Genomic DNA, 21,302 nt, shown 5'->3' on the forward strand with positions numbered 1-21,302 from the left:
AGCCCCGCCAGTGCCAGTGAAAACTAACTCGGGTTCTGTTGTTGCTTTTTACGTTGTTGTAGTTGTTTTTGTTGAATATTCAGACTGGCCTTGACCAGTTGTTCAACGTCTTCATCGAGAATTTCAATAAAGGTTAACTCACAGTCAAAACCACTTTGTGTATCATCGCTCTCGCAGCGTGTGCACTGGGCGATGCAAAGCATGGATATTAAGGCTTCTTTGATGTGGAGGGTGACGCGATAGGCCCGCCCAGGCTCAAGCTGAGATGGACTTTTCAGATGTACGCCGCTGCCACCAAAATGTAAACCCGTACAGCGCTCGCCCTCATGGGGTTGCTGTTCCAGTATATGTTGTAATACCAAGTCGATTTTACGCGATTGCAGCTTAAGATAATCGACCACAATACGGGCGTCATCATCCAGATTTCTCAGTTGTAGCAGGCAATCGGATTCCATGGCCTTCACTTCGCTAATCAACTGCATCCCTAGTGGCAGCATGGCTTTTAGCTGGGCTTCGTTTGGCAGCGGTTGCTCCTCCGGCCAGGGCGATAGGTAAGCGGCGAACCTATGCGCGACGCTAAAATAGGAGTTTGATTGGCTGTTCAACGGATTGCCTCTTGTTTTTAGGGTGCCATTACCCCTATTATCGTGCGCATCTTAATGATTTATCAAGGCTCCGGCGTGAAGAGACCCTGCCAAACATGAATTTAGCGTTATCTTGGACCATAGGTTACCGATATTGGCGAGCACGTAAGGCTAACCCCTTTGCCTCTTTCATCACAGTGTTTGCGGTGTCGGGGATCTTGCTCGGTGTTGCTGCCTTGATCATTGTCAGCTCAGTGATGAATGGACTGGAAGGGCAGCTTAAGCAGCGTATTCTCGGTGCTGTGCCACAACTGACGGTGCACAGCGAACAGGCATTAGAGAATTGGCAGGAAGTTGCCAATAGGCTGGTGGATGGTAAGCAGATATTGGCCATTAGCCCGAGCGTAGCGACTCAGGCCATGTTACAGGCGCCGACCAATATCAGTGCGGTGCAAATTTATGGTATCTATCCAGAGCTGGAAAAAGAAAATCTAGCGCGGTTAAATAGTCACTTTAATGGTTCGCTCACTAGCTTAGAATCTGGCAAATATCGCATCGTTATCGGCGCGGAGTTGGCACGCCGCCTAGATGTCGCCATCGGCGATAAGCTGCGGGTGTTGAGCGGTGATGGCGTTGTCTACTCGCCACTTGGACCTGTGCCCAGTCAGCGTAATTTTTTGGTATCGGGCATATTCGAGATGGGCTCACAGGTCGATGCTAGCTTGGCTTATGTGCATCATGACGATGCACTGCGATTAATGCGCCAACCCCCTAAGGCGATTAAGTCATTACGTCTTTACTTAAACGATCCCTTTATGGCCAGCAAGCTGGCTCCTCATGTGAAGGCGGCCTTCGAGGCGGCTGGTGAGCCTGTTACTACCAGTGACTGGCGCGATAATTATGGTCATCTGTTTTCTGCCGTGAAGATGGAGAAGAACATGATGTCGCTCATGTTGAGTCTAATCATTGCCGTGGCCGCTTTTAATATCGTGTCGGCGCTGGTGATGATGGTGGTGGACAAAACCACAGATGTCGCCGTGCTAAAAACCCAAGGGCTGACAACCTCCAGTATTATGGGGATCTTCATGATCCAGGGGTCACTCAATGCCGTGTTGGGGTTACTCGGTGGCTTAGTGATAGGTGTGCTGGCCACCGTGAATATCAACACGCTTTTTTCTATGTTTGGGATAGCTATTTTAGGGGCAGGGCAACGCCTGCCGGTGCAGTTGGAGTTAGGTCAGCTCTCTTTTATCGTTGTCGGCACCTTAGCTATCACTTTTTTGGCAACCGTTTATCCCGCGCTGCGGGCGGCAAGTGTGCAACCGGCCACAGCTTTAAGGTATGAGTGATCTATGACGCAACCAGAAAAATCTTTGTTACTTCAAGTCAGTAACGTCAGCAAGCGCTATCACGAGGGCAGCATAGATACTCAAGTGCTAAACGGAGTGAACCTAAGCATCTATCGGGGCGAGCAGATAGCCATAGTGGGGAGTTCGGGTTCGGGCAAGAGTACCTTGCTGCATATTATGGGCACACTGGACAAACCCAGTAGCGGTCAGGTGCTATTCGATGGTGAAGATCTATATCAGCTAACGCCTTCACGTCAGGCCGCCATACGTAATCAGGAACTGGGATTTATCTACCAGTTTCATCATCTGTTACCTGAATTTACCGCTCTTGAGAATGTGGCCATGCCAGGACTCATTCAGCAGCGACCACGTCAAGAAGTGGAGCAACAGGCGACCGAACTGCTAACCCGTGTGGGATTGGCTCACAGGCTCAATCATACGCCGGCAGAGATGTCAGGCGGTGAGCGACAACGTACTGCCATTGCCCGCGCCTTGATCAATCGCCCTAAACTTGTGCTGGCCGATGAACCTACAGGTAACCTTGACGCTGCCAGTGGTGATACCGTTTATGAGCTGATTCGAGAATTAGGCAGTCAGTTGGGTACGGCATTTGTGGTGGTAACCCATGACCCAAAACTTGCCGCGCGCATGGATAGACAGCTTAAGATGCAAGATGGTGAGCTTGCCGCCTGGGAGATGGCATGAGACAGCATCTTGCCTTCAGGGTAGGCTGGCGCTTCTATATGGCGCGTCAGTCGAATCGATTTATCAGCTTTATCTCCTTTGCTTCGACGGCGGGGATTGCCCTAGGCGTTGCTGTATTGATCACAGTGCTATCGGCCATGAATGGCTTTGAGCAGGAACTTGAGCAGCGTTTACTGGGCGTGGTGCCCCATGGTGAGTTAATTGGGGTGAATGAGCCGCTACATGATTGGCCACAAATCGCCAAGGATGCACAAAAGATCCCGGGAATCGTCGCAACGGCGCCATTTGTGCGCCTGCAGGGGTTAATTCAAAAGCCTGGTGGCTTTCAAGGGTTGACTGTCATTGGGATTTCGCCGGAGTTGGAGGCTAAGGTCTCCACTATCGCCGATTTTATGCCAAGCGATGCCTGGCAGGCCCTAGGCGAATCCACCAATAATATCGTGTTAGGTAAAGGGCTTGCCAAGGCGTTAGATCTTTCTCTTGGTAGCACCTTGAGCCTCTACACGCCCAATTTTGCGACGAAAAAAGAGGGCGGTTCTCGAATCGGTTCGGCCAAGAGTCATCAATTTAAGGTGGTGGGGATCTTTGAGCTGGGGGGAGAGTTAGATCTCACCACGGCCTACATTCCTATGGCCTACGGGGCAGAGCTCCTTGGGATTGATGAGGGAGTGAGTGGCGTACGTATTAAGGTCGATGATGTGTTTGCGGCGCCAAGATTGATCCGCTCATTAGGTTATAGCCAACAGCAATATATGTACCTGTCTGACTGGACCCGAACCCAGGGACATCTCTATCAAGACATTCAATTGGTTCGAGCCGTGATGTATTTAGTTTTGGCGTTAGTGATCGCCGTGGCTTGTTTTAATATCGTGTCGACCTTAGTGATGGCGGTACGTGACAAACAGTCTGAAATCGCTATCTTGCTCACTATGGGCATGGCAAAAGCGACCATCATGGGGATCTTCGTGGTGCAAGGGGCGCTCAACGGCATCTTAGGTTGTCTTATTGGGGCAAGCTTAGGCATCACCCTGGCGCTGAATTTGAGTACCATAGCCAGCGCGATAGAGCAGGTATTGGGCGTGCAGTTATTGTCGGCAGATGTCTATTTTATCGATTTTCTTCCCTCACAACTGTTGTTGCAGGACGTGTTACTGGTGATCGGTTTAGCGCTGTTGATGAGCCTGTTGGCGACTCTTTATCCCGCCTGGAAGGCAAGCCGTATTCATCCGGCGCAGGCTCTGGCCGGACGTTAAGCCAATCGATTTTCTCGGTAGGCGCGTTTCTGCTGATACATGCGCCTGTCAGCATCGGAGAGTAACTCTTTGATATCGGCATTTTGGCCCTTGTAGATGGCATAGCCTATGCTGAGCGATGGCGTGAGATGATGAGATTGCCAGCTAAAAGGCTGTGACTCAATTGAAGCAGTGATCTGGTTCATTATCGATTCGATCGCCTGCTCATCATTAAGATCATAGAGTAAGACTAAAAACTCATCGCCGCCAAATCTGGCGACGGTCCCTTTTATCCCTACCTCTGCCACGAGACGACTGGCGATATATTTCAGTAGTTCATCACCCGCTTCGTGGCCTAAGTCGTCATTAACCCTTTTGAAGTCATTAAGATCGATATTAAGCAGCGTAAATTGGGGCTGATTCTGCTTGTTAATCAGCTGGTCAAGTTCAGTGATAATGAAACGGCGGTTGGGGAGGTGGGTCAGCTCGTCATGTAACGCCGCTTTATGGGTACTTTGATAAGTGCGAAATAGAAATATGCTCACGAGGTACAGAATAAAGGCAGCAACAGCCCCGACACTGATGACACTCATTCTCAGTTTGGTGATTTCCGCCATATTTTCGATGTGGAATTTTGCCGCCATATTCCAGGTGCCACTAGGAAGCTTCACCGGGTAGACCACATCAGGTTTGTCAAAGATGCTTGGGTCGCCATAGAAGACCTCTTCGGCTTCATTTGCCGTGATCTGTTTTTTGATGGCAATATCGCCACCCTGAAATTGAGTGATGCCAGTGTCATGAAGTAGCTGGTTGTAATTCATGACGACGCTCACGCCGCCCCAGTATTGGTTATTTATGGGGTAATCAGCAAAAATAGGGTAACGGGCTATTAGGCCTAATCCTCCCTGAACCAAATTCACCGGCCCTGCGATAAACACAGACTGTTGTGCTTTAGCGAGTAGCACGGTTTTTAGTTGTGCCGGTTGGGTTCTGAAATCGAAACCCAAAGCGGCCTCGTTGCCTTCAAGCGGATACACTAAGGAGATGACGTTATTGGGGGCAATGGCTACGCTTCTCACGTACTGGGCCTTACCTAGCAATTTACCTGCGATGACATCCCAGTTTTTCATTGCAAACTCAGGATCTATGGTGACGACGGTGGCGAGACTGTCTGCCAGATAGGTATCTTTATAGATGGTCGCTTCAAAATTAAAGCGGATTAGAGCCAGATTTTTACGTAAATTCTCTTCTGCTTGTTGAATCTCATTATCCACAAAATATTTTGCCAGCGCAGTGATGGTCAATATGGTGGCGATCAGGAAGAGAAAGGAGAATAGAGAAAAGATCGCAATATGTTTTCTATTTGAACCTAAGTACATGGCCTAACTGCATTTTTTTTGATTATCTTTAACAAGTAATGTCATTCAAGGCATGTCGTCGAGCAGAAGAGATGTATTATTTATGTAAATGACTTGTTTATTCTAACTTAAGTTTACGCCAGAAGCTAAGTTTGAATGTCAAAGCAGGAAGTTACAGCGTGTTTTGTTTTATCTGCTACAAATGCCAAAGCAGACCTTAGTGTCATCTCCTGCTTGCTTCATCCTTGATGTGTCTCAATTTCGTTGGCGGTGAATCAATACATTGCTTGGTCGCAGTGGCAGCGCAAAAGTTGCCGATGTCAGCAGGGATTATTTAGGACGATTTTTCCATTTAAACAGAATGGAGTATTTCCACAGGTTGTGGACGATAAAGTAGCCCAAGGCAGCAAAGATAAGTCCTAGTACTATGCAGCCAAGCAGGAAGGGGGGGCCTATGGTAAAGAGTGAAGATTCTATCCACTGCCAGCTGGCTTCAAACACGAATTCTTGGGGGGGATGATGCAGGAGCTTTGCGCCAAGGAGGTAAGCGGCGTAAAACATAAACGGCATGGTTATAGGATTAGTTATCCAAACCAGCACGACAGCTAGAGGTAAATTACAGTTAAACAAAATAGCAAGAGCGGCGGCTAACACCATCTGAAATGGCATGGGGATCCAGGCTACAAACAGTCCTACCGCAAAGGCTAGCGGCGCGGAGCGTCGATTCAGTGCCCAAAGATTGGGTTTATGAAGCAGCTTACCAAACATCTGTAAATGCTTATGGTTTTGCAGCGTTTCAGGCTTGGGCATATAACGCTGAATGAATTTTTTTGGCATAGCTTAGTATTGCAGTCTTAAATTATTCATTATGAATCGATTTATGTTTGGCTATTGCGCCACGCTCATTTCAGCGCTGCTCTGGCCATCTCTGTTAACCTATTCCTTGGCATGTATAGCACTCTTACTCGCTTTCATCATGCTTAAATGGTCTAAGCTACTGGCCGGAAGCCTGTTGGCCTTGGCTTGGATGAGCCTATTTTGTCACCAACTTTTGCTATTAACGCCTGATAACACAAGCAAACGGCCATCAGTAAGGGGCGAAATCATATCACTAGTTTATCGAAACGGCGACTGGATTAATCTGGATATTCGCCTCTTATCTGACTATCCCATTAATTTCCCGAGTAAATATTTACGATTGCGTTGGCAAACCGAACAAAAAGTCGCCATTGGTGAGGTGTGGCAGTTCACGCTGGCGCCTAAATCGATTACCAGTGTGCTTAATCAGGGAGGCTTTAATCAACAAGCGTTTCTGTTGTCAAAGCATATTATTGGCAAGGGCAATGTACAGTCAGCCAAGCGTTTATCTGAGTCCAAGGGAGTCAGGGCTCATTTGATCACCCAGCTTCAACAGGCGGTGACTGGCAAGGATAATGGCGATCTCATCCGAGCCTTGATGTTAGGCGATAAGCAAGGGATCACTAAGGAGCACTGGCAGGGATTGAGGCAAACGGGTACTGGTCATTTGGTGACTATCTCTGGTTTGCACCTGTCGGTATTGGCGCTGTGGGTGATGGGATTGAGCGGCTACCTGTTGGCGCGTCAACGTCCCAGTATCGGCCTGTCTAACCGCCAATTCAGTGCCTTGCTGGCGCTTTGCTGCTGTATGCTTTTTGCTTATCTTGCGGGGCTGGGACTGCCAACCCAGCGGGCACTGATCATGTTGTTCATGGTGATTGTTCTGGGCTTATTAAAACGTTACGCCTCGGCGTTTGAACGTTTGTTGTGGGCGCTTTTTGTGGTGTTGTTACTGGATCCCGTCAGTATTCTTAGCGCCGGTTTGTGGCTCTCGTTCGGCGCGCTGACGTTGATCCTTTATATGACCCAGCGGATGCCATCGGTGCCCAAAAACAGGTCGCTTAGCGGGCATATCAGGCAGCGCATCAGCGCACTGTGGCAAATTCAGTGGCGGTTAAGCATTATGCTTGGCCTGTTACAGGCGCTGTTATTTGGCGGCTTTGCGCCTTATGGTGTGCTTTACAATTTAGTGTTTGTACCTTGGTTTAGCCTTGTAGTGATCCCACTGACTTTTGTTTCTATGATGTGTTGGGCCTTAGGTGAGCGCTTAGGTCTTAGCCTGTCGTTGCCGCTTAGCTTACTCGATTGGGCCATTGCGCCCCTGACGAGCAGTTTTAATCTGCTGCCATCTCTACCACTGCACTGGCTGCCGGCCGCCTCTGCCTTACTAGCAGGCATGCTGTTTTTATTGGCGGCATTTGCGGTTTGGCGCTATGGATCCAATCGCTGGCGTTGGTTGTCCCTGCCGCTAATTTTGCCTTTATGTCTTTATTGGCTTGTTCCACCAAGGCTGATTGAGAACAAGCATTGGCAGCTGCACCTTTTGGATGTAGGTCAGGGGTTAAGTCTGGTGATCGAGAAACAAAATAGGGCGTTTATCTATGATACCGGGGCGGCCTTTGGTGACCACTTTAGTTACGCTGAGCGGGTGATAGTGCCATTTTTACAGTATAAAGGCATTAGTGATGTCGATTATTTGGTATTAAGCCATGGCGACAACGATCATGCTGGTGGCGCGCAATTTTTGCAGACTCAGTTTCCCAAGCTGAGCTTGATAACCGATCTACCTTATAGTGGTGCTATCGACTGTCGCCCTAAACAGATAGCTTGGCAAGGATTGAATGTGCAGATACTTGGGCCGGCTCAGCCGGTGGCGGGTAACAACGGCTCCTGTGTGATGCGAATAGGCGACGGTACCCACCATGTCTTGCTCCCGGGTGACATAGAGCTAGAGGGGGAGCAAGCCTTACTTGGAATAAGTTTGCTAGATAGCGATATCTTGATTGCGCCGCATCATGGTAGTAACACCTCATCCAGTCAGGCCTTTATTAGCGCTGTGCAACCAAAAGTCGTCCTCTATGCGGCGGGATTCAACAATCGGTATGGCTTTCCAAAGCCGCATGTGGTGAGCCGCTACGCCGGAGCACAGGCTAAGCAATATAGCGTCTCAGACAATGGTCAACTGACGATTAGCCTAGATGAGAGTGGTATTCGAGTCAGGGGCTATCGGCGGGATCTGGCGCCTTTTTGGTACAATCAACGCTTTGAATTTGGTGAGTTTGCTAATCCAGAGTAGAATACGCTTTTTTGCACCGACGATAGATCCTGAATGACAAATTCTTCGAAAAGTGAAGTGCGCAGCGTATTCCTGAGACTGCTTACTTATTTTGTCCCGCTTAAAGGGGTGTTATTTCTGTCTGTGTTCGGCCTAGTGTTATATGGCTTGGTGGACGCAACGTTTATTTATTCAATCAAACCTTTTATTGATCAAGGGTTTGCTAGTAATGTGCCAGCAACCCCTGGATTGGTTGAAGGGGTCGATCTGGGCATGGGCGGTGGCTTTAACTCAGACAGTGACGTGTTAAAAACCGCACCATTTGTGGTGATAGGCTTGTTCACTTTACGTGGCTTAGCGAACTTTTTATCTACCTATGGTATCTCCTATATCAGTGCACGAATGATCATGGATATGCGTCAGCAGGTGTTTGAACATTACCTTAAACTGCCTGTTAGCTATATCGATGCAGAGAGCAGTGGTAATTTGATCTCCAGAGTAACCTTCGATACTGAGCAGATTGCCAGGGCATCGGGTAGCGCCTTGATCACCATAGTACGAGACGGTATTACCGTTATCGGTATGTTAGGTGTGATGTTCTACAACTCTTGGAAGCTTTCTTTGTGCATCCTGATTGTCGGGCCGCTTATTGGTCTGGTGATTGCTGTGGTCAGTCGGAAGTTTCGCAAGGTGTCAAAGCAGATCCAGACCGCCATGGGTGGCGTGACTTCAGTTACAGAGCAGATGATCAAAGGGCACAAGAATGTGTTGGTATTTGGTGGACAGAAAACCGAATCTGAACGCTTTGCCAAGGTCAATGACGAAAACCGTTCACGCACCATGAAGCTAGCACTGGCTCAGGCGATCAGTCAGCCACTGGTGATGGTGATAGGCTCTTTTGCGTTGGCTTTCGTGCTATATGCCTCAAGTCTTGAGAGCATGCGCGTCGATCTCACTGCGGGTACTTTCGCTACTATCCTAGCGGCTATGCTCGCCATGTTGCAGCCAATCAAGAGCCTTACGCGGGTTAACGCCGAATTTCAGCGAGGTATCGCTGCGTGTAGCACTATCTTCGCCATTCTGGATACGCCGACAGAGGTAGACAAGGGTACCTTTGAAACTAAGCGAGTTGAGGGGCGCCTTTGCTTTGATAAGGTTAACTTCCGCTATGACAATCAAGAAGGCTTGGCACTTAAAGAGGTGGATTTTTGCGTGAACCCTGGGGAAACCCTGGCACTGGTTGGTCGCAGCGGTTCGGGGAAATCGACCATCGCCAGCCTGATCACCCGCTTCTATTCTGACCTTGAAAGTGGTGATATTCGCCTCGATGATGTCAGCCTGAGAGATTACAAGCTGGCCTCTTTGCGTCAGCAAGTGGCCATGGTTTCCCAGCAGGTCACCCTGATCAATGACACGATAGCCGCCAACATTGCCTACGCGTATCCCGGAGAGGTGACCGAGAAGCAGATCATTGATGCTGCTAAGCTTGCCAATGCTTGGGAGTTTATCAGTAATATGCCTGAGGGGATTCATACTCAGGTGGGTGAAAACGGCGTCATGTTATCGGGTGGACAGCGACAACGTATCGCCATTGCAAGAGCGATACTGCGCGACGCGCCGCTATTAATCCTCGACGAGGCAACATCGGCGCTGGATACCGAATCGGAAAAGGCTATTCAGACAGGTCTGGATAACCTGCGTCAGAATCGTACCTCCATCGTCATTGCTCACCGCTTGTCGACCATTGAAAATGCCGATCAGATCCTGGTTGTCGATCAGGGTAAGGTCGTTGAGCGAGGCACTCATAAAGAGTTGCTGGCGAAAGAGGGGATCTACTACAACCTATATCAGATGCAGTTTGGTAGTTAATGCAGAATCTCGTTAATCGCCTATGGTACGACAGGCAGTTAGGCTTCCACTGGTTGCTTATCTGCCTCTTGTTGCCGCTTAGTGGTCTGTTTTATCTGATCACCAGTGTAAGAAGACGCCTGTTTGTATTAGGTGTGAAGCAAAGTCAGCAACTCCCTGTGCCTGTTATCGTTGTTGGTAACATCACAGTTGGAGGAAGCGGTAAAACACCAACCGTCATCTATCTTATTGAGCTGCTGCGCCGTCATGGCTATCACCCCGGGGTGATAAGTCGTGGTTATGGGGTTGAGTTTACTGGCACTAAGCAGGTGCTTGCTGGCATGTCAGCCAGTGAGGTAGGGGATGAGCCCGCCATGATAGTTGCGCGCACTCAGGTGCCTATGGTGATTGGCAGTAACCGAGTTGCGGCAGGGCAAGCACTGCTGGAGTGGCAAAAGGTCGATATCATCATCAGCGATGACGGTTTACAGCACTATGCCCTGCAAAGAGATATTGAGATCTTAGTGCTCGATGGCAAGCGTCGATTCGGTAATGGCTTGCTCTTGCCTGCCGGGCCGTTAAGAGAAGGACGCTGGCGTCAAAAGAGGGTAGACCTTACGCTAGTCAATGGGCAGAGCACGCACTCGGATGAATTTACCATGGGTCTAGTGCCTGCGTCATGGCGCAATGTAGCAAATGGCATTGAGGCCGATATCGATTCAACGGCAGATGCGGTTGCTATGGCTGGAATTGGCAATCCCCAGCGTTTTTTCGATACCTTAGCCAGTATGGGGATTAATCCAGCTATCCAACATGCTTTTGATGATCATCAGGCCTATCGGCTCGAGGATGTTGAGGCCATTGCCCATGGCGCTAAGGTGTTGATGACAGAGAAAGATGCGGTTAAATGTCGCGATTTTGCAAAGTCTAACTGGTGGTATTTGCCGGTAGATGCCAAGATATCACCAGAGTTTGAACTGCAATTGCTTAGGCTGCTTGAGCAGCGAAAAGAAGTACAACAAGGAAAATAACATGGCGTTTGATAAGAAACTTTTAGAGATAGTAGCCTGCCCAGTGTGTAAGGGTAAGCTTGAGTATGACAAAGCTAATCAACAGCTTATCTGTAAGGCTGACCGTTTAGCCTATGCCATTAATGAAGGGATCCCTGTGCTGTTGGAAACCAAGGCAACACCTTGGACTGAAGAAGCTTAATCCTTTTATTGAGACGCGTGATGACAGGCGCGTCTCTTTCATTTTATCCCCCCAATTGCTCACAGAACCCACGTCCGTTGCCCCAAATATTGCTTTTGCCTCCGCCAGCACTGATAATCCCTGTTCATTTTTATCGGAGTACCTTGTGTGACTGTGACTAGCCTTCAAAGCGTGATTGAAAAATTGTTAGCGGAAAATCAAGGTGTACGAGTAGTCAGTTTCGAACATCAAGGGCATAAATATTGGCTGAAGCAGGCTGAGCACCTGACTGGTGCCATGCGTTTGCTCAAGGCACAGCCCCACGCTTCGTTACAGCTTGAAATCGCCACCCTGGCTAAACTTGCACAACAAGGCGCTCCTGTGCCTGAATTGGTTGCAAGCGGTGAGGATTTTTTGGTAGTGGCCGATGTGGGTATGCCGGTGAATCGCTGGTTGAATGCCGATGTTTCTGAGGCCGAGAAATTACAGATATTGAAAGATAGCGCCGCTGGCCTAGCACAGCTGCATTTGAAAGGTTTAGCGCACGGTAGACCCGCGCTGCGCGATATCTGTTGGGATGATGGGCAGGTGGCGTTTATCGATTTCGAGGCAAATCAGAAAGACAGCGATATGCATCAGCAGCAGATCAGAGATCTTTTAGTCTATATTCACAGCCTCTATCGTTATATTGGTCCCCACCCAGAGATCGCCGAGCCTGTGATTGCCGCCTATCGCAACGCTGGTGGCGAATCACTCTGGCAGGAATCTCAGCAGCAGATGTTAAAGTGGCAGTGGTTGAATTATCTCATCGCACCGCTAAAGTCCATTGGTGGTAAAGATCTTCGTCCAGTCTATTGGTTATTAAAACATTTTAAAGATATCGCTTAGTTCATCATTTCTTATCTGTTCCGCTTCGAGGCGCCAAAATAGTCACTGGTGTTTCGAGGTGATTTCTTCTTTTTAGTCTTTATCGGTTCAAAATATCGGATTTGGCTTAATTTGTGGTGAAACATCCTTTATCGGTGGTGTTGTGTCAATGTTTATTCTGGTTGCGTCAGCCTGTGTGAAATTTATACATTCATTGTGCGTTGATTTTCATGAGGTTTTAAAAATTGGTTAAAAAATAATCATTTTTTGGTTGAGTTAAACCTAATCAACTTGCTAGAATGCCCGTGTTCTCTGGGCTTCACGGCCCAGAAGGTTTTTTCGAAAGCACTCTCGAAACGGCAAGCATTAAGAAATTAATGTACGCAAAGCCACAGGCCCTAATTGCATAGCAAAGGGTGGCTGGGTTACCGAATGAGCGTTGATAGAGCCCTGTACTTGTACTGGGAGCTTTCGAAGTGATGTTGACTTTGAGAGGCCCTAGCTATGAGTTCAGTTCATTGCGCCGTTGCGCTTACCGATTCTCCTTTTCTTAAAACCCTAGGTTTTGGCCTATTGGGCGCTGGCCTATTGTCGGCGTCGGCTATCATGCCAGTGCATGCCGGCTCTCATGGAGAGCAAATTTCCGCGGCGGCTCAGGCTAATCGTGATGCCAAGCAACAGGCGCGTCTGACTCATAAGGCGGAGCTTGAAACTCAGACGCTACAACTTTCAGCAGTTGCTGCACAATTCCTAAACGCCACTAAGTCAAATAAAGGTGCATCTCATGCTTCTGATGCGGCGCTTTACCAGCAACTTCAAGCACTGGTTGCGGAGAGACAAGTAGAACAGCAGGCTCTTCTAATACTTGATCCTTACAGCGTTGTCTCTTCTGTATTGCCTATGGCGAAGCGTCGTGGCATGCCTGCCGAGATCCAGGCCAAACTAGCTCAACAAGCCGAATTAGTGGGTGAGCTGGAAGCAGTGTATGAAGATTTTGCGGATCCAAGCGAGAATCGATTGCGTCATTTCCTAGTGACTGACCAGGGCCGAGTTGAAATGTATCTACCTGCCAATACTCGGTCACAAAAATTGCAAAGCGGTATGCAGGTTAAAGCAAAAGGTTGGCTGTTTAATTCAGAGAACTCTGAGAATAGCAGCTTAGCTATTGAGCAAGGTGAGGAAAATTTATTAATACTCGCGGCCGGTGAGACAAGCTCAGCGTCAACATCATCTTATAAAATCCCAACCAAATCGACCGGTGAACAAAACGTCCTGGTACTAATGCTTAACTTCCAGGACAATCCAGTCGAGCCTTGGACATCGCAAGAAGTTGATCAAATGGTATTCGGCACTGTCAACGATTATTACTGGGAGGCATCCAATGGTCAGACCTGGTTCATTGGTGACGTCAAAGGCTACCTTACCCTTCCCATAGATACAACTTGCGTTACCACTGATATAGAACTGGCTGCAAGAGAAGAGGCGCTAAACAATGGAATCGATCTTAGTCAATATCCGCGATTAGTGTTTTTAATGCCAAAAAGCGATCAATGTGGTGGCCTACGTGGCCAAGGCACACTGGGCTTGGGCGTTACTACCAGCAATCCGTCCAGAGCATGGATTTTTGGAGAGCTCAATCTAATGACGATAGGTCATGAACTGGGGCATAACCTAGGACTACAGCATGCAAAATTTTTAGGCTGTCCTAGTGGTGACATCGACTCAAGTTGCTTTTCGAGTGAATATGGCGATAGCCTAGATCTTATGGGGCAATCCGTTAGCGGGCATTTCAATGCCTTTAATAAGGAACATCTTGGCTGGATAACCGCTGATAAAGGTGAGGTCGTTACTGCCGACAGGGACGGTAGTTACCTGTTGGAACCTTATGAAATAGCGCCAACTGGCAAAGCTAAGAGCCTTAAGGTTCGCCGCGGCACGGATTCTGTTACCGGAGAACCGCTTTACTATTACCTCGAATACCGACAGCCTATTGGTTCTGATAGTTTTTTAAGCGGCAAAGCCGTTACGCAAGGGGTACTGGTTCACTTAAATCGAAATGAAGACAATATCGACAGTAGCCTGCTGCTGGATATGACGCCAGGCAGTTCAATTTATGATTTGGATGATGCTGCTTTACTAACGGGCAAAAGCTACACAGATAATCTTGCAGGTGTCACCATTACCACTGAGTGGTCAGATAGCTCGGGTGTGAGTGTAAATGTCAGCTACTCAGAACAGCAAAGTTGTATTGCTGCGCAGCCAAGCATTGAGCTAGCGTCAAGCAACAGCGTATGGGCCGAGCCTGGTGAAATCGTATCTTATCACGTCACGTTAACAAACAATGACAGTGTCGAGTGCGGCAGCAGCAACTACAAAGTGTCTGCCCAAGTAGCATCGGGTTGGAATGCGACGCAGCAATCTGTGAGCCTAACGCCGGGTCAAAGTACAACGGTAAGCTTAAACGTTACCTCAAGCACGACCGCTACAGATGGTTTCTATGACGTGACCATCGAAGGTGCGAATACGAGCGATAGTCGCTATCAGGCCAGCACTACTGCTACTTATGTGGTTGAGGCACCTGTTGCTGCCTGTGTATCGGCAAACCCGCAATGGACTTTGTTAAGCAATAGTTCAACCGAGGTTGCAGCGGGCACTGCGGTTACTTATCAAGGCACGCTAACCAATAAAGACTCCGATAGCTGCGCTGCTTCGACTTTTGATGTAAAGGCAAGCCTGCCATCGGGTTGGCAAGCAACTAGCACAAGTGCAACCTTGGTGCCGGGTCAATCACAAACCCTGAGCGTAAGTGTTACCTCGGCTTCGGATGCCAATGCTGGTGTGTATGACTTTAGCATGGTTGCACTAAACCGGAGTAACGTCGGCTACCAGAGCTCTGCCAGCGCCACTTATCAGGTAGCAGCACCGATCGTCAGTTGTCAATTAGCGGCACCAAAACTGAATGTGACTGATGTATTAGGGGCCGAAGTTGATGCGGGCACAGTGCAACACTATAGCGTAGAAATAACTAACCAGAATCAGGACTGTGACGATGCCACCTATAACTTGAGCATTGCTAAGCCAAGCGGTTGGAGTGCCAGTAATAATACTGTGACCTTGGCAAGCGGCGCTACGACTAGGGTAAGTGTGAGCGTAACGTCATCGACCAGCGCCAATACCGGCAGCTATAACTTGACGTTAACAGCTAAGGATGTCGCCAATACCGCCTATAGCAGTACTAGTACCTTGGTCTATCGCGTAGCGGAGCAGCAAAACAATGCCCCAGTTGCCTATAGTGACAGTGTGAGCATGACGTCTAAAGCGGCCATTTACATCAATGTGCTTGGTAACGACAAGGATATTGACGGAGATACGTTAGTGGTTACGAGCGCAACTCAAGGTGCCAAGGGCAGTGTGCAAGTACTTAGCGATGGTCGCATTAAGTATACGCCAGCAAAGAGCTTTAAAAATGGTGACAGCTTTAGCTATACCATCAGTGATGGGGAACTACAGTCTACGGCAACGGTGAGTGTTACTTTGGCTAGCGATAGCGGCAACACCGGCGGTGGCAACAAAGGCAAAGGAAAGAATTAATGTCTTTGTGATTACTTTAACCTTAAAAAAAAGAGCGATGTATTACATCGCTCTTTTGTCTTTTAAGTTTCAATATTGAAACTCATGATCCTTATAGTTATCGCTAATAGACTGAGGCAATTAGTTAAAATGGCGACTCATTAGTAATAACCTGGATTAATACATCGTTAGATAGATCAACATCGTCTGCTGTATCTGCTGTGCCGTTTTTATCCGTAAATGTGGCTCTTATAGCACCGGTAGCAAGTAGAGCGGCAAAGTTAATATCAACTGCATTTTCCAATCCTGGTTTAAGCTCAATGGTAAAGGCGCAGTTATAGGTTTCAGTACCTGAACTTGCATAGCCAAGGGTATGATCTTTCTCACAAGCACTATAGCTATTACCGTTGTAATCACCACCACCATTGATAAGCTTAAAGTCTCCGGTTTCAATTTCGTCAAAGACACTTTGTAACTTCACGGTCAGCCCAGTAAAATCGACGTTATTGATTTGACTGCCATTTGTCATTTCCAATACGACTAACATACTGGTGGCAAATTTAAGGTCAACGGCAGGCGCTTCTGGTGTGAATCCAACCTGTGCTACGGCATTAGCCATAAGGTCATCCTCGCCTTGAGCATGGTCGTCATCATAACCATATACTACTGCTTCATTTCTATATGTCTCACCGGCGTTACCCTGTATGTCTGTAATTGCCACAACACAGGATGCGGATGCACCCGGCGCAAGTTCAATACCGTTGCTCAATGGAGTTCCATCGACAATACAATCAGCGGTAATATCTGCTAGGCTGCCGATATACACTTTTGTTCCTCCATCCATTTCATACTCTTGGTCTGTGAGTTTGAAGAAGGTCACATAGTCCGCCAGGGAGGTATTAGTAAATTCGAATGTATAGTTCACGGTACGATATAGAGTAGGGTTATCACCCGTTTCCAGCACGCTATCTACATCAGGCGTTTTCGTCAGCTCAATCATGGAATCAACATCACTAAATAGTAGTGTTGCATCACCTTTATCTGTGGCTGTTTGATTCTCCGTAGCATCTCTCGCAACGCCTGTCACCTCGTTGTAATGCTGATCGCCAAAGTTACCTGTTAACGTTTCTGTAAAGCTACAAGTGAAACTGCTGTTGAAGGCAATGCTTGTGGACATGGTGTCACAGTCACCTTCGGTTCGAGTTAAGAGGTTACCGAATACAGAATCGTTTAATATCTCCAGTGTCAGAGGTGAATCATGGTCACCGGATGTATTCTTGACCTCGATTCTGAATTCGACTGTACCGCCTGGTTCAGGTATTGAGGTCAATTTTACTGGGGTTGCATCAAGACTCCAGATAGATTTACTGACATCTATGCTTGGTAGGTCATTTGTGATCTTAACGCCGACCACGGCAGAGCAGTTATCACCAGCTACAGGGTCGCTATCAAATGAGTCACATGCATCATTGCCTACGTTTATGCCTCGATTTTCAGTGTCGGTGGCACTAAAGCTAACAAAGTCATAGTAATCCTCATCCCAGGGATCAACATCCCGCAGGTTGACATCGTCGATTCTCACCTTAAAGGTACAAACCAGTGTTGGGCTTGAATTAGTCAGTGTTACTGGAGTGTTACTCAGGTCTAATCTCCAGCAGGCATTTGCGGCGTTGTAGCTTGTCTCGCCGCCCAACAGGGTCACATTGCCTTGTTGATAATCGGATTCCGTATCATCTAGGTCAAAGTAATAAGGCCCTGGGTAGGTTGTGTCGGAAGATTTATAGGTGTCTTGAATATCAGTGATTTTAATGTTGGCCCCGGTTGGGTTACCGTTCTCGTCCTTCGCTTTTTCGATTGTTACTGTGTAAGTAAAGAGGCCAAAAGGTTCTTCCGCTGACATTTTATCAACTGTTTTGGTCACAGTTGCAGGCTTGGGCTCAACGAATACGTCAATCGGGAAGTTGTCGCATTTACACTTGGATTTGTTGTTAGGCACCTGACCATCTGCAGCACTACAGTTGTCACGTTCAATATTGTCCCAGGCGGCACAATAATTGAAATCAGCCATACCATCCGGTGTTAGGGGCCCGTCACCATCAGGATCTTCATCCTCACAGATCATGGTAAACCTTGCACCTACCAAGGTGTACTCATCATTAGTGAGATCGGCTTTAGCAATATCACCGCAGGCGTCACCATCGAGCTGCTGCGCCACATATGAGTTGCCGTTTGTGCCATCGGGAATAGGTATCAATCTTGAACAGGCATCATCAACCTGTGATATTACGTCAGGATCCTGGTCTTCTTTCTGGGGAACATAAAAGGTCGTATCCCAGCGTTCGGCAGCATTGGCTCGGACATCTATATCAGCAATTAAGATAAAGGGGTCGCCGAGCGTACAGGTCAATTCGCTTGATAATACCTCGTTGCCCTCTTCGTCGTGCAATACAATGAACTTTGGATCCACTTTGGTGATTTCGACATCATTGGCGGTACAATTTAATGCTTCGCCAATAATGTTTTTCATTCCCGATCCACCTCTTTGAACATATTCATCCGCCATACAGAAGTCTGCCGTATTGGCGGGAGAGGGCCAAATTGGAGAATTGGCCAGTGCAGGTGTCGTGTTAATGCCATATAGGCTGGCGCTGCTTATGAGGGCGATACCCAGTGCCCTGATAAGTCGGTTGTTTTTAAATCGTTTCATAATATTGAACCTTATTAATAAGTTAATATGGATAAAACGTCTTGTAAGTTAGTCACTTTATGTTGATGAAATTGGGCTCAATTTCGATAAAGTGTTTACTCGCTATTACTGCATATGTCGGCGTATGCCGCTTTTAGTAACTGCAGGGATGGCGTGAAAACGGGGCCATTTCGATGCAGTGTCCAAATCGTTGGTCTTATAACAGCAAGCATTAGGCCAAATAGTTATCTTGTTGTTAATTAAGGGGGTTGTGGGGTTTTATGTCATGGGAATATCGTTTCGGTGTTACATATGTGTAACACTTTGCTTTGTCCATAAGTGAGGAGTGACAGAGGACGAGACAGACCTAATAGAAAGAGCATCCGCTGACTGTTGTGGCCTTTTTATGTATAGCCTTGTCTAATGGTGTAAGGCGTTTAAAGGGGAGGAGGTTTTCGGGTAAAGCCGCTAATACCGATACTATAGCGGCTTCAATGTTAGTTGGTTTTGGTAAGCTCAGATTCGAGTGTATCGATGAGGGCACTAAAGGTCTGGTAACTTTGGGCTCCCACCACAAGCTTGGGCTCAATAAGGCGATTGTTTTCAAGTTTGCCGATAAGGAAACTTGGTGTGCCTCGTATCCCCACTGATGAGCCATAAACGATATCCTGTTCTATCTTAGCCAGGATGGTTTGATCTTCGAGGCAAGTGGCGAACTTGGTCATGTCCAGTGAGAGTTGCATCGCCGTGTCTTGATAGAGTTTGTCGCCCAATTGACGCATATTTTGAAACAAGGCCTCGCGCATTGGCCAATAAGCTTCTTGTTGTTGGGCGCAATTTGCGGCAATAGCGGCGCCTTTGGCTTTGGGGTGAAAGCCCAGTGGGAAATCTCTGGTGATATATTTCAGCTTACCTTTATCGATATAGTTGGCTTTTATTTTTGCGAAGGTATTGTCTATATAACGTTTACAGTAAGGGCATTGGTAATCTGAAAATTCGACAATAGCCACTTGTGCCGTTGCTGCGCCTAATGAGGGTAATTTGCCTTGCTCATCAGGATCATTCTGGTTGGGTAGGGTTTTGTGTTGTGGCTGTTGGCTCTGCATGGCAATGGCATGTATCTCTTTAACCTGGCTGCTCATAATGGCTACTTGCTGCTTAAGCTGACCGACTTCTTGTTTAAGATAGGCGAGTTCCTGATGCACTTTCTCATCCTCTTTTTGCTGACATCCAGTGCTGAGGAAGAGCAAGGACAGGCAGACAATTACTGTCGATTGAATTGATGGCATAAGTCGATCCTCTGTTTGTGCCACTTAAACTTAGCTATAGCGTTATCTTGCACTTCTTGATGAGGCGATAGAAAGTCGTTCGGGAGATATTGAGTTCACGGGCGGCTGCCGAGATATTGTGATGATTACGCTTAATAGCAGCCAGTAGCAGTTCTGTGTCAATTTCGGTTCTGTGTTTAGCAAAATCGACTACGTCTGACTCATCGTTAGCCGGGCAGGCCAATTTAATGCCAAGATCGGCTTCGGTGATCACATCACTTTCGGCCATGATGATGGCTCGCTGGATACGGTTTTTAAGCTCACGCACATTACCAGGCCATTGGTATTGGGTCATGGCTTGTAAGGCATCTTGGTTAAACGCAACTCGACGGTTGGGGGGAGCCAATCTGGCCAAAAAATCCTCGGCAAGCAGGGGAATGTCAATTTTATGTTGCCTTAGACTGGGAATTTCTATTTGTATGATATTGATTCTATAGTAAAGATCTTCTCTAAATCTGCCTTCTTCAATGGCATTCTCTAGATTAACATGAGTGGCAAAGATGATGCGACAGTCTACGTCGGTTGTGCTTTGGCCACCGATCCGCTCGATGTAATGTTCCTCAAGAAAATGCAGAAGATTAATCTGTAACTCTAGAGAGAGATCGCCTATTTCATCTAAAAATAGCGTGCCTTTATCGGCGCGCTCAATTCGGCCTATGTACTGTCTGTCGGCCCCGGTGAAAGCGCCTTTTTCATGGCCAAATAGCTCCGAGTGGATAAGCGTTGGGGGCAGGGCGCCGCAATTTACGGTGATAAAAGGACCGTTTTTACGTCCAGATAGCGAGTGGATCAAGTTAGCACATAGCCCCTTGCCGGTGCCTGTTTCACCACCGATAAGCACAGTTTCGTCGGATTTGGCAACTTTATAGAGGGTGTCGCGCAAGCTTTGCATTGCTTCGGATTTACCAAAGAAAAAGGATGCGGGCTTATTAGAAGGGTGCTTTTGACTCCATTGCTCATTTATTTTCGCCATGCCATAGAGGTGACCTAAGGTATGTTCGAGTCGCGGCCAGTCAATAGGCAGGTGGTGTAGATCTAAAAAGTAGTCTGTAAAACAGAAGCAGAGCTCCTTCATTTTCTTGGGGCAGTCTACGGAAAGCGCCACCCATAATAGGTCAGGCTGACGCGCTGACAGTAACTCTACAGCGCGTAAGACAACCTGTTGATGGGCAGTGTCTATGACGGCTATCGCAACCTGGCAGGGGGTGTGTTGCAATGTTTGGTAAGCGCACTCTAAGGTGCAAGCAAGGTTAAATTGCCACTGGGATGAGTCAGTTTGTTTATTGGTAAAACACCTTTCGTCCGTAAGGTTTAATACCAATATGTTACGTTCCTTGTGAGCCAAATTCCTATTGCGATTACTCACAGTCAATCCTCAGCGAGGGCCCCAATACAGCCAATGCATTTGCTATGAAGGATGTTTAAATTTTAGGATAGCTAGGGAGTAACGC

15 protein-coding genes and 1 riboswitch are annotated in these 21,302 nt (G+C 47.7%); of the genes, 9 read left to right on the forward strand and 6 right to left on the reverse strand.

Annotated features, from left to right (window positions below; all coding sequences use genetic code 11):
* Window positions 1-23: 23 nt before the first annotated feature.
* Window positions 24-605, reverse strand: coding sequence for a hypothetical protein (locus L2712_RS11890; protein WP_248977896.1), 582 nt, complete (start codon window positions 603-605; stop codon window positions 24-26).
* A 95-nt stretch (window positions 606-700) separates the two neighbouring features.
* Here L2712_RS11890 and L2712_RS11895 point away from each other — a divergent pair, with 95 nt between their 5' ends.
* The 3 genes from L2712_RS11895 to lolE are packed head-to-tail and all read left to right on the forward strand — an operon-like array spanning window position 701 to window position 3,891.
* Window positions 701-1,933 carry a lipoprotein-releasing ABC transporter permease subunit gene (locus L2712_RS11895; RefSeq protein WP_248977897.1) on the forward strand — a complete coding sequence of 411 codons (1,233 nt, stop codon included), beginning with the start codon at window positions 701-703 and terminating at the stop codon, window positions 1,931-1,933.
* Between the two features lie 3 nt (window positions 1,934-1,936).
* Window positions 1,937-2,638: a lipoprotein-releasing ABC transporter ATP-binding protein LolD gene (lolD, locus tag L2712_RS11900; protein ID WP_248977898.1), complete on the forward strand. Its 702-nt coding sequence runs from the start codon at window positions 1,937-1,939 to the stop codon at window positions 2,636-2,638.
* On the forward strand, window positions 2,635-3,891 hold the full coding sequence (gene lolE / locus L2712_RS11905) for a lipoprotein-releasing ABC transporter permease subunit LolE (RefSeq protein WP_248977899.1): 1,257 nt from the start codon (window positions 2,635-2,637) through the stop codon (window positions 3,889-3,891). The genes lolD and lolE overlap by 4 nt, the downstream gene beginning before the upstream one ends.
* Here the strand turns inward: lolE and L2712_RS11910 are convergent.
* Together L2712_RS11910 and L2712_RS11915 are read right to left on the reverse strand one after the other, a co-directional pair.
* A complete protein-coding gene (locus L2712_RS11910; protein WP_248977900.1) occupies window positions 3,888-5,249 on the reverse strand; it encodes a diguanylate cyclase domain-containing protein in 1,362 nt (453 codons plus the stop codon). The genes lolE and L2712_RS11910 overlap by 4 nt on opposite strands.
* A 309-nt stretch (window positions 5,250-5,558) precedes the next feature.
* Window positions 5,559-6,065 (reverse strand): DUF2062 domain-containing protein, encoded by a 507-nt coding sequence (locus L2712_RS11915; protein ID WP_033539598.1) that lies wholly within the window; start codon window positions 6,063-6,065, stop codon window positions 5,559-5,561.
* A 43-nt stretch (window positions 6,066-6,108) separates the two neighbouring features.
* On the opposite strand from L2712_RS11915, the gene L2712_RS11920 reads away from it, so the two are divergent.
* The 6 genes from L2712_RS11920 to L2712_RS11945 all read left to right on the forward strand — a co-directional run bounded on the left by L2712_RS11920 (window position 6,109) and on the right by L2712_RS11945 (window position 15,858).
* Window positions 6,109-8,382 carry a DNA internalization-related competence protein ComEC/Rec2 gene (locus L2712_RS11920; RefSeq protein WP_248977995.1) on the forward strand — a complete coding sequence of 758 codons (2,274 nt, stop codon included), beginning with the start codon at window positions 6,109-6,111 and terminating at the stop codon, window positions 8,380-8,382.
* Window positions 8,383-8,415: 33 nt separating this feature from the next.
* Window positions 8,416-10,230, forward strand: coding sequence for a lipid A export permease/ATP-binding protein MsbA (gene msbA / locus L2712_RS11925; RefSeq protein WP_088904837.1), 1,815 nt, complete (start codon window positions 8,416-8,418; stop codon window positions 10,228-10,230).
* The gene (lpxK, locus tag L2712_RS11930) at window positions 10,230-11,240 is read left to right on the forward strand and encodes a tetraacyldisaccharide 4'-kinase (RefSeq protein WP_248977901.1); all 1,011 of its coding nucleotides are present in this window, start codon (window positions 10,230-10,232) and stop codon (window positions 11,238-11,240) included. Before msbA ends, lpxK begins: the two co-directional genes overlap by 1 nt.
* 1 nt (window position 11,241) lies before the next feature.
* The gene (locus tag L2712_RS11935; RefSeq protein ID WP_033539602.1) at window positions 11,242-11,421 is read left to right on the forward strand and encodes a Trm112 family protein; all 180 of its coding nucleotides are present in this window, start codon (window positions 11,242-11,244) and stop codon (window positions 11,419-11,421) included.
* A gap of 147 nt (window positions 11,422-11,568) precedes the next feature.
* A complete protein-coding gene (locus tag L2712_RS11940; protein WP_033539603.1) occupies window positions 11,569-12,288 on the forward strand; it encodes a BUD32 family EKC/KEOPS complex subunit in 720 nt (239 codons plus the stop codon).
* A 327-nt stretch (window positions 12,289-12,615) separates the two neighbouring features.
* Window positions 12,616-12,700, forward strand: a riboswitch (cyclic di-GMP riboswitch).
* 71 nt (window positions 12,701-12,771) lie between these two features.
* On the forward strand, window positions 12,772-15,858 hold the full coding sequence (locus L2712_RS11945) for an Ig-like domain-containing protein (protein WP_248977902.1): 3,087 nt from the start codon (window positions 12,772-12,774) through the stop codon (window positions 15,856-15,858).
* Window positions 15,859-15,982: 124 nt separating this feature from the next.
* Here the strand turns inward: L2712_RS11945 and L2712_RS11950 are convergent, their stop codons facing one another.
* The 3 genes from L2712_RS11950 to L2712_RS11960 all read right to left on the reverse strand — a co-directional run bounded on the left by L2712_RS11950 (window position 15,983) and on the right by L2712_RS11960 (window position 21,217).
* Window positions 15,983-18,544: a hypothetical protein gene (locus L2712_RS11950; RefSeq protein WP_248977903.1), complete on the reverse strand. Its 2,562-nt coding sequence runs from the start codon at window positions 18,542-18,544 to the stop codon at window positions 15,983-15,985.
* A 476-nt stretch (window positions 18,545-19,020) separates the two neighbouring features.
* Complete coding sequence (locus L2712_RS11955) at window positions 19,021-19,812, reverse strand: thioredoxin domain-containing protein (RefSeq protein ID WP_248977904.1); 792 nt, start codon at window positions 19,810-19,812, stop codon at window positions 19,021-19,023.
* Between the two features lie 34 nt (window positions 19,813-19,846).
* Window positions 19,847-21,217, reverse strand: a complete 1,371-nt coding sequence (locus L2712_RS11960) for a sigma-54 dependent transcriptional regulator (RefSeq protein ID WP_248977905.1) — start codon at window positions 21,215-21,217, stop codon at window positions 19,847-19,849.
* Between the last annotated feature and the right edge of the window lie 85 nt (window positions 21,218-21,302).

It is taken from the genome of Shewanella marisflavi (genome assembly GCF_023283925.1).
GTDB classification, from domain to species: Bacteria; Pseudomonadota; Gammaproteobacteria; order Enterobacterales; family Shewanellaceae; genus Shewanella; species Shewanella marisflavi.

What these genes read in the sequence shown, in the direction of transcription:
- L2712_RS11920 (WP_248977995.1), top strand. Translation starts at nt 6,109, where the DNA reads ATGTTTGGCTATTGCGCCACGCTCATTTCAGCGCTGCTCTGGCCATCT.
- L2712_RS11950 (WP_248977903.1), bottom strand. Translation starts at nt 18,544, where the DNA reads ATGAAACGATTTAAAAACAACCGACTTATCAGGGCACTGGGTATCGCC.
- L2712_RS11910 (WP_248977900.1), bottom strand. Translation starts at nt 5,249, where the DNA reads ATGTACTTAGGTTCAAATAGAAAACATATTGCGATCTTTTCTCTATTC.
- L2712_RS11895 (WP_248977897.1), top strand. Translation starts at nt 701, where the DNA reads ATGAATTTAGCGTTATCTTGGACCATAGGTTACCGATATTGGCGAGCA.
- L2712_RS11935 (WP_033539602.1), top strand. Translation starts at nt 11,242, where the DNA reads ATGGCGTTTGATAAGAAACTTTTAGAGATAGTAGCCTGCCCAGTGTGT.
- L2712_RS11915 (WP_033539598.1), bottom strand. Translation starts at nt 6,065, where the DNA reads ATGCCAAAAAAATTCATTCAGCGTTATATGCCCAAGCCTGAAACGCTG.
- lolD (WP_248977898.1), top strand. Translation starts at nt 1,937, where the DNA reads ATGACGCAACCAGAAAAATCTTTGTTACTTCAAGTCAGTAACGTCAGC.
- lolE (WP_248977899.1), top strand. Translation starts at nt 2,635, where the DNA reads ATGAGACAGCATCTTGCCTTCAGGGTAGGCTGGCGCTTCTATATGGCG.
- L2712_RS11955 (WP_248977904.1), bottom strand. Translation starts at nt 19,812, where the DNA reads ATGCCATCAATTCAATCGACAGTAATTGTCTGCCTGTCCTTGCTCTTC.
- L2712_RS11945 (WP_248977902.1), top strand. Translation starts at nt 12,772, where the DNA reads ATGAGTTCAGTTCATTGCGCCGTTGCGCTTACCGATTCTCCTTTTCTT.
- msbA (WP_088904837.1), top strand. Translation starts at nt 8,416, where the DNA reads ATGACAAATTCTTCGAAAAGTGAAGTGCGCAGCGTATTCCTGAGACTG.
- lpxK (WP_248977901.1), top strand. Translation starts at nt 10,230, where the DNA reads ATGCAGAATCTCGTTAATCGCCTATGGTACGACAGGCAGTTAGGCTTC.